Source organism: bacterium, assembly GCA_040755755.1.
Taxonomy (GTDB): domain Bacteria; phylum SZUA-182; class SZUA-182; order DTGQ01; family DTGQ01; genus DTGQ01.
On the sequence record JBFLZW010000030.1, the window covers coordinates 65,425 to 78,761 of the forward strand.

A 13,337-nucleotide genomic window follows, 5' to 3' on the forward strand; every position below is an offset into this window, starting at 1 on the left:
TGTCTGTCTGACAATTTCTCTCAGCATTTCGGTTCAGTGCAGCTCAGGGATCCATACAGGCATCATTTCATGCTTGTTGCCTTTCTGGTGGATCCTGATCCTTCAATTTGCCGGGAAGCAACCTGACGTATTCTTGCAATTGAGAAATGCATTTATCAGGCCAGACTTGATTAAAGTGGGTTTTGGAAATTTCCTGCTATATTTTCCCGGTATATTAAGGGGATGATTGACAGGAGCGCTCCTTGATGCAGAGGCGCAAAGTCCCGGAATGAGATGGTTACCAGTCCCTCAGCATCCCAAAATGGAATGATTGATGCCGGGAGCCTGGAGAGATCATCGCTCCGGCTTCGTATCGTCGAAACCGGCCAGTTTCCGGAAAAGTGTGGACCTTCCGATCCCCAGGAGTTTGGCGGCCTGTTCTTTATTGCCGCCGGTATGTCTCAGGGCTTTCAGGATGTGGTCCCTTTCCATGTCGGCCAGGGTCTGAAACTCCCCCTGACTCTGGTTTCCGCCAGATGAAAGATGCACTGGGCGGGTACTTATCGGTTCGGCAAAAAACATTTCCCCCTTGGGAAAGTGCAGGGAAGCGGGGGTAATACGGTCGCTCTCTTCGATAATCATGGCCCGCTCGATAATGTTTTTCAGTTCCCTGATATTTCCGGGATAGGTATACTGAACCAAAAGCTGGCCAGTCTCATGATGGAGTCCCTGAATATTGAGGTGGAACTCCCGGTTAAATCTTTGGATGAAGAAATCGGACAGAGGGATGATATCGTCTCTGCGCTCTCTCAAAGGCGGGATGGTAATGGGAAATACATTGAGCCGGTAAAAAAGGTCCTCCCTGAATTCAGCGCTGATAACCTTTTTTGCCAGGTCCCGGTTTGTGGCCGCTATCACCCGGATATCCACTTTGCGGTCAACCGTGCTTCCGATTCTCCGGAAGGTCCGCTGTTCAAGAAAGCGAAGCAACTTGGCCTGTACGGAAAGGTTTAAGGTGGCGATTTCATCCAGAAACAGGGTCCCGCCATCGGCCAGCTCAAGTAAGCCCTGCTTTGCACTCTTGGCATCCGTGAAGGCTCCCTTTTCAAAACCAAAAAGCTCACTCTCAACCAGTGAGCCGGGTAAGGCTGAGCAACTGATATCGACAAAGACCTTGTCCGGATTCGGGCTGAGATTATGGATTGTCCTGGCCACCACCTCTTTGCCCGTACCGCTCTCGCCGGTAATGAGTACCGTGCTGTGTTCTTTTTTGGCAATTTTTTCAATTAATCCATAAACCTGCTTCATCTCGGTGCTTTCCGTGATCAGATGATATTGGTTGATTCTCTCCTGGGCCTGCCTTTTCAGAAGAGCATGTTCCTTTGCCAGGTTATGGGCTTTGAGAGCTTTTTTTGCCACCAGCCTTACCGCTTCGTCCATACTCGATGATTTGATGAGATAATCGTCTGCACCTTGCTTCATGGCCTCAATCGCATCGTGGATGTCCTGCGAGGCGCTCAGGATGATAACCGGCAGATCGGGATGATCGGCCTTGATGCCTTCCAGGGTCTGAAAACCATTGATTCCGGGCATGGAAAGGTCAAGCAGTACCAGGTCAAAGTCCTCCCTGGTGAGCCTTGCCAGGGCAGCTTCCCCGCTGGGGACAGGAAAACCGGCCAGACCCTCGGATTCAAGGCAGCGGCTTAAGCTTCTGGCCATCAATTGATCATCGTCAACAATGAGAACCCGGTAAGCCATAGCTCTCCCACACCTGCATCTTCCAGACAATTCATAAGCTGACAGGGATACTTATCCTGACGGTAGTACCTTGTCCTTCCTGACTCTGGATAGTTATCGAGCCTTTATGCAGCTCTATTATTCTGAAGGCAATCGAAAGCCCCAATCCTGTGCCCTGCGGGGATTTGGTAAAGAATGGATCGAATACGTAAGGCAGGTCCTCCTCTTTGATACCAGACCCATTATCCTGAATGGTTATCTGTACCTGCCCTGTTTGGCCGCGCCGTCCTTCATGCCCGCCGGTCTTTTCAGGCAGGGCAGTTGTTGTAATGGTGATTTCACCGCCACCCGGCATGGCTGTTAAGGAATTGAGAAATATATTAAAGAAAACCTGCTGCATTTTTGAGGGGTCAATCATGACCTTGGGAATCTTCAGGTCGTAGACCTTTTTGACCTTGACCATACCCAAGCTTAACTTCCTGCTCAATAAACTTAAGGTATTGTCAATCGGCTGATGGATGTTTGTTTTCTTCAAGGCAAAAGGGCTGGGTTTGGCAAAGTTCATGAGATTTTCAAGAAGACTCTCCAGCCGCTGGACCTCGTGCAGGATGCTTTCAATATCTTGATAGATCGTATCTTTTTGGTTTAACCGCTCCATAACGGATACGGCCATCAGTCCGATGCCTGCCAGGGGGTTCTTGATTTCGTGGACGATGGAGGAGGCAAGCTCGCCCATGATTTTCAGTCTTCCCTGATGCTGGATTTCCTGCTGCATCTTTATTTCCCTGGTTACAATCCGGCCAATCTCGAATACTCCCTGCAACGATCCCTGTTCATTATAAATGGGATGCCGGGTGATATAAACATTGTCATTTCCAATAGAGATCAATAACTTCTCAGCAGTCCCGTTCTCAATCTTCGTATGCAGAATCGGACAATCTTCACACGGGTCCTGCCGCTCACGGATGATAGCGTAGCATTTACTTCCAATGCATTCATGAGCGGATTTGGTCAATAATTTTTCATAAGCCTTATTGACCATTAAGATAGTGTAGTCGGTGTCAATAAGCGATACAATATCAGCCACCCCGTAGAAAATGCCTTTAAATCTATCCCGGTAATCCATAAATTAACCGACTGGCTCCATTCCTCAACAAGAAAGGGTATTCCTCGAAGACCTTATACTATAATTATATTTTCTTCAAAACAGATGTCAAGGCAAGATGCCCAAGCCCAAATGTTCCCCATCTTCCCAATCTGGCAACGACACATCATTGAAGGGACAGGCCCCTTGCTTGCCTTGGGCGGCTACAGCAGGAGAGACTCTCTGGCAGGGGCTGCCCCTCCAGGAGAATACAGGTAGCCTGAAAAAGATGGGAAACATCTGGCCCAAACCAGCCACTATAATCGATTCTTCTTGACTAGATCGTGATCCAGGATGGATAATATTTTTGCATGGGGATTGAAAAACTGTAATTTCTCCCTGTAATTTCGTGGAGATTTTTGGGAAAGCTTTTAGCCTGATCCAAGATATTACCATTAGCTCAGGAAAAGCCATATGAAACAAGTAGTCATAGAGAATCCGATCTTAAACTCGCCCTTTACCGAACCCAATAGGCATTTTTGTTTTACCGATGAGGGCATATCCAATGAAGTTATTGATGGCCGCCGTGCCAGCTCTTATTTTGTTCCTATCGCACGGCCACGGAAGAAGAGCAGGCAAAAATCACTGTTCGAGACTGAATGGACACAGGACCGCATTGTAGAAAACCAGGTTATTAATCAGATCCGCCAACGGGTCGGTATCTGGCGCAAAGGCGGCTATGTCGGCGTGACGCCTGTTACGAGTCGCCTTCTGCACCACTGGACCGATCCTGACCGTGACAGGAAATTGTTTTTTTGCCAGATTGAGGCACTTGAAACAGCGATTTACATCACCGAAGTCGCCCGGAAATACGGTGATGCCTGGATTGAAAACACCCTGCGTGAGGCAAACGACACATCGAACCCCGGCCTGCCCCGCATGGCTTTCAAAATGGCTACAGGAGCAGGGAAAACGGTAGTCATGGCCATGCTTATTGCCTGGCATGCCTTGAACAAATTAGCCAATCCCCATGATGCCCGTTTTTCCGATACGTTTTTGCTGATTACACCGGGCATAACTATCCGTGACCGGCTGCGTGTGCTTTTGCCCAATGATCCCAATAACTATTACCGCCAGCGGGATATTCTTCCCCGTTATCTCCTGGAGCAGCTTGACCGGGCCAGGATTCTGATCACCAATTTTCATGCTTTTCTGTTGCGGGAGAAAGTCACTGCCGGAAAACTCACCAAAGCTATCCTGGCCGGAAATGCCACCGGAGCTTTCACCGAGACACCGGACCAGATGGTGCGCCGCGTATGCCGTGAGCTCGGCAATAAAAAGAACATCATCATTATTAACGATGAGGCACATCACTGTTATCGCCGCAAACCCGATGACCTTATTGCCAATAATTCCCTTGATGGAGCGGGTGAGAAGCTTACCGCTGAAGATCGCAGGGAAGCACAGAAGCGTGATGAAGAAGCCCGGATCTGGATTTCAGGCATCGAAGCTGTAAAGTCCAAGATCGGGGTCAAGGCCATCTATGATTTGTCAGCTACGCCTTTTTTTCTGCGCGGCTCCGGGTATCCCGAAGGAACGCTCTTCCCGTGGGTTGTCTCCGACTTTTCCCTTATCGATGCCATAGAGTCCGGTATTGTCAAGGTGCCCCGCGTGCCCGTAGCTGACGATTCCGTGACCGGAGAGCAGCCCACCTATCGTGACCTTTGGCTGCGCATCCGTGAGCACCTGCCCCGCAAAGGCAGGAGAACCGAAAAGCTGGGCGGTGAGCCAAAACTTCCGCTGGAACTGCAAGGTGCACTCCACAGCCTCTCCAGCAACTACGAAAAATATTACCGCCTGTGGGAGAGCAATGCCGAAGCCAGGGCCAAGGGCATCACTCCGCCGGTATTTATCGTGGTCTGCAACAATACCAATGTCTCGAAGCTTGTCTTTGATTATATTGCCGGATGGGAAAAACAGGTCGGAGAACGCAGAATTATTCAGGCTGGAGCTTTGGAAATTTTCCGCAACGATGACGGCCGTGGCGACTGGCTCCACCGCCCAAACACGATCCTGGTCGATAGTGAACAGCTTGAATCCGGGGAGGCCATGAGCCAGGAGTTCAAGAAAATCGTTGCCCGTGAAATTGAGGAGTTCAAAGCTGAATACTGCCTGCGTTTTCCTGGTCGCAGCATCGAAAGCATTACCGACGAAGAGCTGCTGCGCGAGGTAATGAATACTGTCGGCAAGCAGGGTAAGCTGGGAGAAGGGATCAAGTGTGTGGTCAGTGTATCCATGCTCACTGAAGGCTGGGACGCCAACACCGTTACCCACATTCTTGGTGTGCGTGCTTTTGGCACTCAACTGTTGTGCGAGCAGGTGGTCGGACGGGCACTGCGGCGCATGCGTTACGCTGTCAATGACCAGGGCAGGTTCGACCCGGAATACGCCGAAGTTTACGGCGTGCCCTTTTCGTTTATCCCCTGCTCCGGCTCCAGCCCGAATCCCAGGCCGGGTCCGATGCCGACCCGCGTGCATGCCATTGAAGAGCGAATCGCCTGTGAGATCACCTTTCCGCGACTCCTTGGCTACCGATACAATGTGGCCTGCGAGCGGCTGAGAGCCACTTTCACCGAGAACACCAGACTCACGCTGTCAACTGCCGATGTCCCGACCAGGACCGAAAACGCCCCCATTGTCGGTGAAAGCAGCATCCACACTCTCGATGACCTGAAGCGTCGGCGGCCAAATGAAGTTGCCTTCCTCCTGGCCAAACTCACCCTTGAAAAGTATTTCCGTGATGACGGCGGTTATGACAAACCCTGGCTCTTTCCTCAACTGCTTGGCATCGCCAGGCAGTGGCTGACCGAGTGCCTGACTTTAAAAGACAGCACCTTCCTGCAACTGCTGCTGCTCATTCAGTTTGCCCATGACGCTGCTGACCTTATTTATCAGGCCATCATTCAGTCAACCGACAGTACTCTGACGATTAAGCCTATCCTTCGACCCTATGATACGCTCGGATCGACCCGCTTCGTGGACTTCGATACCACCCGTCCGGTATATGCTACCCTGGCCGATAAGTGCCATGTCTCTCATACTGTGCTGGACAGCAACTGGGAAGCAAAGATGGAAGAAACGCTGGAGGCGATGGATGAGGTAATCCGCTATGTAAAGAACCACAACCTCGGGTTCACCATCCCCTATACGATCAACGGTGAGGAGCGGCAATATATCCCGGATTTCATTGCCTGCATTGATGATGGCCGGGGGAATGAGGACCTGCTCAACCTCATCATCGAGGTTACCGGCGAAAAGAAGAAGGATAAGGCAGCCAAGGTGATGACTGCCCGCACTCTGTGGGTCCCGGCGATCAATAACCACGGCGGCTTTGGCCGCTGGGCCTTTCTTGAAATTGCCGATCCCTGGAATGCCCGGCATATCATCCGAGATTATCTCAGGGAACCGGTCGGCTCAAGATAAGGGGAGAGAAGCTGGATATCAGTGGGGATTCTCCTGGGAGTGGAATGGGTGTAAACAAAAGAACCTGCCTTGAGTTATAATAATAAATGGAAGCCCCATTTCTCAAGAGAGGGTGGAACCGAGCGTGTTAGAGAGCGAAGGAGTGAAGAGTGAAAAAGGTAGATATTTACGATCGCAGCCTCAAGGTTCTGGCCAGGCATTACCCGAAAATATTTTTGAGCCTTTTAATCGAATCTGTCGAGAATTTCAAGATCAGGGTGGAAAACCCTGAGATTAACCTGCCGGAGAAGCGAATAGATTATGCATGGAGGGTAAGCGATGGTAAGCAGGAGGCTTACTTTGTCTTTGAATTCCAGTTTCGGGCCAGTCGGAAGGCTTTGCGCAGCGCCTACGCCAAGTGTGCCCTGATACATGAGGCTATGGGGCTTCCTGCAATCGGGGTCATCCTCTATCTGAGGGAGAAGGGTTCCCATAAAGACAGCTATGAGGTCGGCTTCCATGGCTGCACCAATACCTACCGCTTTGAAACCAACACCTGTGGGAGTGCCGGGAAGAGATCGAGAGCGGGAAGAGGAAAGAGCTTGCGCCCTTTTTAATTCTGATGGCCGATCACCCCGATGAGAAGGTACTGCGCAGGGAAAAGGAACTGATCGGGCAGGTGAAGGATGAGAAGGCGAGGGCAAATCTGTTATCAATAGCCATGACCTTGGCTTTTCGTCACTTTAAAGAGAAGTGGGTAAAAGAATATTTTGCGGAGGAAATGACCATGATCAAATCAGCCAATATTGTCCAGGAATGGATTGATGAGGCAACCGAGAAGGGAATCCAGCAGGGAATTCAGCAAGGTGCGCAGGAGTCGATCAAAGAGGTACTGGAAGCACGGTTTAACCTTGTTCCTGATGAGCTGGTACAATCAATCAGGCAGGTCAATGAGCTTGCCATATTGCACAAGCTCCTGAAGAAAGCAGCCGTGGTTAATTCACTGGAGGAGTTTCAAAGTATTGTGAAGATACTCCTGTAAGTCTCCACCGTGTAAGTTTGTGGCTGGGCATTCTACCGGGGGGGAGAACCGAGGAACAAAAAATGAAAAAGGTTAAGCCGTATGATCGCAGCCTCAAGATTCTGGCCAAGTATCATCCTCATATCTTTCTCAGTCTGCTGATTGATCCTGCCGAGGTTGAGGGGCTGGAGATCACGGTTGAAAACCCTGAGCTTAATCTGCCTGAGATGCGGTGCGATTACGCATGGCACGTGAGCAGGGGTGATGAGGAAGGGTATTTTATCTTTGAATTTCAACTCAAGCCTGACCGTGAGGCGTTAAAGAGTGCCTTCATCAAGTGTGCCCTCCTGCACGGGGACACAGGTTTGCCAGTCGTTGGGGTGATTCTCTATCTGACCAGGAGCACTTGTCAGCACAGCTATGAGGTCAGTCTGCATGGCCGCTCGAATCAATACCGCTTTGAAACCATACACCTGTGGGAGTACCGGGAAGAGATCGAGAGCGGGAAGAGGAAAGAGCTTGCGCCCTTTTTAATCCTGATGGCCGACCATCCCGATGAGAAGGTATTGCGCAGGGAAAAGGAACTGATCGGGCAGGTGGAGGATGAGAAGGAAAGGGCAAATCTGTTATCAATAGCCATGACCCTGGCTCTTCGTCACTTTAAAGAGAAGTGGGTAAAAGAGTTATTTAAGGAGGAAATAGCCATGATTAAGGAAGCCAATATTTTCCAGGAATGGATTGATGAGGCAACCGAGAAGGGAATCCAGCAGGGAATCCAGCAGGGTGCGAGGGAAACTGCTCAGGAGTCGATCGTAAAGGTCCTGGAAACACGGTTTGATTTAGTTCCGGTCGAACTGATTAAATCAATAAAAAAGATCGATGAGATTTCTGCCTTGCATGAGTTGTTAAAGAAAGCTGTTGTGGTAAAGTCATTAGCCGAATTTAGAAAAATTCTCCGAATGCTGGGATGAATTCTTTGGCTACAATAAGCCATAAGGGAAGGCAACTACTCAGTTAGATAGATTGCAGGCATTTAAACTGTAGGAGGAGACACAGGGCGTCCCGACCGCAAGGAAGGCTTTTAGACTAACAGACTACAGACTACAGACTACAACAGCCTCAACAACCTGAGTAGTTGTAAGGAAAGTACATAATGGAAAAGAAAAAGAACACCCGAACGATTTCGGTTGAATCTCTGCGTCATCAGGATACGCGGATCAACATCCCCACCGAAGAGCTGCGCGATTTTGTGGCCGAGGATGAGCAGGCCCCTGAGACTCTGCTCTATCCCCGTGATCCGTCACTGGACCCGCAACTGGTGTGGAAAGGCAAGGATGAGCAGGACCGGACCGACCTGGCTGTGCCGGTTGTCCCTATCTATATCCAGGAGAAGATTCATCCACAGGCCATCATCGAAGACCTGCGGCGCGTAAAGACCGGCAGTCGCCCGGCTGAGCGGCAAATGCGCCTGTTCGATGATTTCAATGGCATCGACTTCGAGCAGTTGATTGACTTCTACCACCACGAGCAGCACTGGTCCAACCGCATGATCCTGGGCGATTCACTGCTGGTAATGGCCTCGCTGGCCGAAAAAGAAGGCTTAAAGGGCAAGGTGCAGATGATCTATATTGATCCGCCCTACGGGATCAAATTCGGCTCCAACTGGCAGGTAAGCACCAGAAAACGCGATGTGAAGGACGGCAAGCCAGAAGACGCCACCCGCCAGCCGGAACAGATCCGGGCTTTCCGCGATACCTGGAAGCTGGGAATTCACTCGTACCTGGCGTATTTGCGCGACCGGCTGGTAGTGGCGCGGGAGCTTCTGACCGAGACAGGCAGCGTGTTCGTGCAGATCGGGGATGAGAATGTACATCTGGTGCGGTGTCTGCTGGATGAGGTGTTTGGGGGGGAGAATTTTGTAAGTCAGATTGTCTTTGAGAAGACCGGAGCGAAGACGAGTGGCCTATTGGATAATGTTTTTGATGTGCTTCTCTTTTATGCAAAGAATAAAGATACTGTGAAATATCGTCAACTTTACTTAACCCGTGATGAAACCACTGGTCTTGAGCGCTATAACTATGTAGAGCTACCTACAGGCGAAAGCATTAAACTGACAAAAGCTCAACTCTCAGGCAGCGATGCGATTCCGCAAGGACGCCGATGGCGTGACACAAGTGTGCTATCACAAGGTGAATCAGCAGGCAAAACTGGAGAGCCTATTTGCCTTGCCGGTAAGACTTATTACCCAAAACCTGGCCGCCACTGGTGCACAAGCAAGGAGGGATTCAACAGGCTTTGGCAATGTAGGCGTGTAGTTGAAATCGGAAATCTATTGCAATTTAGGCGCTTTGCTGATGATTTTCCCGTTGTACCATTGAAAAATAAATGGGAGGCGACAATGATCGGCACGGAAACTACGTACGTCGTCCAGACCGCGACCAAAGTCATTGAGCGCTGCATCCTCATGACCACTGACCCTGGCGATCTGGTCCTCGACCCCACCTGCGGCAGCGGCACCACGGCATACGTTGCCGAGCAGTGGGGTCGGCGATGGATCACCATTGACACCAGCCGGGTGGCTCTGGCCCTGGCCCGTACGCGGCTCATGTCGGCCCGGTATTCCTACTACCTGCTGGCTGACTCACCCGAAGGCTCCCTCAAGGAAGCTGAATTGACCGGCAAGCTGCCGCCGCCTTGCAGGACTTCCAGCGACATCCGTAAGGGCTTTGTCTATAAGCGTGTTCCGCACGTCACGCTGAAATCGATAGCCAATAACCCGGAGATCGATGAGATCCATAGCCGCTTTCAGGCACAATCCGAGCCTCTGCGCACCGGGCTTAATCGCCTGCTTGGGCAATCCTGGGAGGAGTGGCAGATACCGCGCGAGGCCGGAGCGCAGTGGCCTGAAGAGGCCCAAGCCCTGCATGGCGGGTGGTGGCAGTTGCGCCGGGAGCGGCAACAGGCAATCGATGCTTCCATAGCCCGCCATGCTGACAGGGAAACGCTGTACGATCAGCCCTATGAAGACAGCAAGCGCGTTCGCGTCACCGGCCCATTCACGGTGGAGAGCCTGTCACCTCACCGCGTGCTCAGTACCGATGCCGATGCTGACCCTCCGGCCACCGAAGGTACCGCCCGTCGCGCCGCGATCGACTTTGCCACAATGGTTATTGAGAACCTGCACAAGGCCGGAGTGCAGAATACCCGGAAAAATGAGCGGCTCAGGTTCGATTGCCTCAGTCCTTTTGCCGGTAGATGGATCCAGGCAGCCGGAGAGTACACTGATGCCGACGGCAAGGTGAGGCGGGCAGCAGTTTCCATAGGCCCGGAGCATGGCACTGTCGGCCCGTATCAGGTGAAGGAAGCAGCCAAAGAGGCGCTGCAGGGGGTGGGTTTTGACCTGCTCGTCGTCTGCGGCTTCGCCTTTGATGCCCATGCCGGTGAAACGGCCACTGAGTTCAGCCCTCAAACAAAAGAGTCATCTGCGGGAATTACAGCCGAGCAGCAGCGACAGTATGGCAAGCTCCAGGTGCTCCTGGCCCGTATGAATCCCGATCTGGCTATGGGGGATGAATTGCTCAAGAAAACCGGCGCAGGCAACCTGTTCATGATTTTTGGCGAACCGGATGTAGACATTCAACCGCAGCAGGATGGAAAGTCCATCATAGTCAAGCTCAAAGGTGTGGATATATACGATCCCACAACCGGCCAGATCCGCAGCAGTTCAACCGATGATATCGCCTGCTGGTTTATAGACACCGACTATAACGGCGAAAGTTTTTTTGTCCGCCATGCTTACTTCAGCGGCGCTGATCGACCATACGACAAACTTAAGCGGGCCCTGCGGGCGGAAATCGACGAAAGCGCCTGGCTTTCGCTTTACAGCACGACCAGCCGCCCCTTTGAACGTCCGAAAAGCGGTAAAATCGCGGTCAAGGTCATCAATCATTATGGTGATGAAGTGCTCAAGGTATATATACTGTGAACGGGTGAATATTGAACTTCTTATTAGGAGTCAGAAGCCAGGAGTCAGAAGTCAGAAGAAAAGATAGCCTTTATTCTGACTCCTGACTCCTGACTCCTGAATTCTCGACAAAAAGTAAAGTTTTAACCCGTCTGCAGTATAACCTGTAAAAGAGACAGGTCTCATGAAGACCTTTGGCCCGCATACCGGCTGTACCACATCTGGAACATGAACAGGGTCCAGAGTTTTTTCCGGTGATCGAAGCGTCCGCTCCAGTGCTCCTGTAAAAGCTGCTGGATACAGTCGGGGTTGAATATTCCCTGGGCCTGGATTTTATCCGGGGCAAAGACTTCGGCAAACAGGGATTTCAGCTCTGCCTTGATCCACTTGGCCACGGGGATGCCAAACCCTTTTTTGGGCCGGTGGATGATCGATGGCGGCAGAAGCCCCTGTGCGCTCTGCTTGAGCAGATATTTGGTTGTCAGGCCGTGCAGTTTGAGGCGAGAGGGAAGGCGGGTGACAAAACCGACAAACTCATGGTCCAGGAAGGGGACCCGGACTTCAAGGGCATTGGCCATACTGGCCCGGTCAGCCTTGACCAGAAGGTCTTCCTGGAGATACAGCTTCATATCCAGGTAGAGGAGCGCATCCAGCCAGTCCTCTACCGGCGCGGAGCTTAGGTAAGAGCGGATAAGGGAAAATTCATCATGGCCCTGGATTGCTGCCCGAAAATCAGGGTGCAGCAGGCTCTTCTTTTCATCCGGAGTGAAGGAACCCATCCACACCTGGTGACGGATCTCATCAGGATAGCCGATGCCGGCAATGAACCGCTTGGCCCGAAAATCAAAGCTGAAATTATCAGTGGAAACCGGCAGCCGGTTGATGAATCGCTCCAGCACCCCCTGCCTGATCAGGCGGGGAATGAGGGTGTAGAGTTTGACCAGCCGGTGGGCCTGGTAGGTGTAATATCCGGCAAAGAGCTCATCTCCTCCATCGCCGCTGAGGGCCACGGTCACGAATTTCCGGCAGAATTTACACAGCAGGCAGGTGGGCAGAATCGAGGCATCCCCCAGAGGCTCATCCAGATTATCGGCCACCTGCGGCAGAACAGTCAGCAGGGTTCCGGTATCGAAGGTCTGGCTGCGGTGATTGATCCTCAAATGGTCAGCCACAATTCTGGCATACCCCGATTCATCAAAGGATTTCTCCCGAAAGCCGATATTGAAGCTGTCTACCCTGTCTGAGGCGAAATTCCTCATCAGGGCGGCGATCATCCCTGAATCGATTCCTCCACTTAAAAACGTCCCCAAAGGGACATCACTGACCAGCCTTCGCCGGACCGCCACGGCGAGCTTGTCAAGCAGCGCCTCCCGGTACTCGTGCGTACTGGCCAGGCGGATCTTGGAGCGATAGTCAAGGTCCCAGTACTGGTGAATGCGGATGCTGCCCCCCTGATTCACGGTCAGGAAGTGGCCGGGGGGAAGCTTTTGAATAGACTGAAAAATGGTTTGCGGAGCAGGGATGTATTCATAGGTGAGATACAGATTGACTGCCTGCGGGTCAATCGTGCGCACAAATCCAGGGTATTCGAGAATCGCCTTGATCTCGGACCCGAAGACAACGGCATCCCGGATGCGGGCAAAATGCAGGGGCTTTATGCCAAGCCGGTCCCTGGCCAGAAAAAGGCTTCTGTTTCTCGTATCCCAGATAGCGAAGGCAAACATGCCAACCAATTGATGAAGGCACTCGACACCCTTTTCCTCGTAGAGATGAACAAGCACCTCGGAGTCCGAGCCGCTCCTGAAGATATGGCCTCTTTCCTGCAACCCCTCGCGCAGTTCCCGGAAATTATAAATCTCCCCATTGGCCACAACCCACAGGGTCCGCTCTTCATTGGAAATCGGCTGATGGCCGGTCTCAAGATCAATGATGCTGAGGCGGCGCATGCCAATCACCGCATCCTGATCCAGATACGTGCCCATATCATCCGGCCCCCGGTGATGCATGGCCTGACACATCCGGTGGATGACCTGGGAAGCTTCCTCCCGGTGAAGGTCATAATTGATAAAGCCACAGATTCCGCACATTTT

8 protein-coding genes are annotated in these 13,337 nt (G+C 51.8%); 5 read left to right on the forward strand and 3 right to left on the reverse strand.

Annotation, left to right across the window (positions count from 1 at the left end; translation table 11 throughout):
- Nucleotides 1-333 precede the first annotated feature (333 nt).
- Together AB1611_09670 and AB1611_09675 are read right to left on the reverse strand one after the other, a co-directional pair.
- A complete protein-coding gene (locus AB1611_09670; GenBank protein MEW6379863.1) occupies nt 334-1,737 on the reverse strand; it encodes a sigma-54 dependent transcriptional regulator in 1,404 nt (467 codons plus the stop codon).
- 31 nt (nt 1,738-1,768) lie between these two features.
- Nucleotides 1,769-2,842, reverse strand: coding sequence for an ATP-binding protein (locus AB1611_09675; GenBank protein MEW6379864.1), 1,074 nt, complete (start codon nt 2,840-2,842; stop codon nt 1,769-1,771).
- Nucleotides 2,843-3,274: 432 nt separating this feature from the next.
- Between AB1611_09675 and AB1611_09680 the strand changes: the two genes are divergently transcribed.
- The 5 genes from AB1611_09680 to AB1611_09700 all read left to right on the forward strand — a co-directional run bounded on the left by AB1611_09680 (nt 3,275) and on the right by AB1611_09700 (nt 11,268).
- The gene (locus AB1611_09680; protein ID MEW6379865.1) at nt 3,275-6,283 is read left to right on the forward strand and encodes a BPTD_3080 family restriction endonuclease; all 3,009 of its coding nucleotides are present in this window, start codon (nt 3,275-3,277) and stop codon (nt 6,281-6,283) included.
- Between the two features lie 149 nt (nt 6,284-6,432).
- Nucleotides 6,433-6,879, forward strand: a complete 447-nt coding sequence (locus tag AB1611_09685; protein MEW6379866.1) for a hypothetical protein — start codon at nt 6,433-6,435, stop codon at nt 6,877-6,879.
- A gap of 5 nt (nt 6,880-6,884) precedes the next feature.
- The gene (locus tag AB1611_09690) at nt 6,885-7,304 is read left to right on the forward strand and encodes a hypothetical protein (GenBank protein ID MEW6379867.1); all 420 of its coding nucleotides are present in this window, start codon (nt 6,885-6,887) and stop codon (nt 7,302-7,304) included.
- A gap of 62 nt (nt 7,305-7,366) precedes the next feature.
- A complete protein-coding gene (locus tag AB1611_09695; GenBank protein MEW6379868.1) occupies nt 7,367-8,254 on the forward strand; it encodes a hypothetical protein in 888 nt (295 codons plus the stop codon).
- A 182-nt stretch (nt 8,255-8,436) separates the two neighbouring features.
- Nucleotides 8,437-11,268: a site-specific DNA-methyltransferase gene (locus AB1611_09700; protein ID MEW6379869.1), complete on the forward strand. Its 2,832-nt coding sequence runs from the start codon at nt 8,437-8,439 to the stop codon at nt 11,266-11,268.
- A gap of 161 nt (nt 11,269-11,429) precedes the next feature.
- On the opposite strand, the gene asnB is transcribed toward AB1611_09700, so the two are convergent.
- A complete protein-coding gene (gene asnB / locus AB1611_09705; GenBank protein MEW6379870.1) occupies nt 11,430-13,334 on the reverse strand; it encodes an asparagine synthase (glutamine-hydrolyzing) in 1,905 nt (634 codons plus the stop codon).
- Nucleotides 13,335-13,337 lie beyond the last annotated feature (3 nt).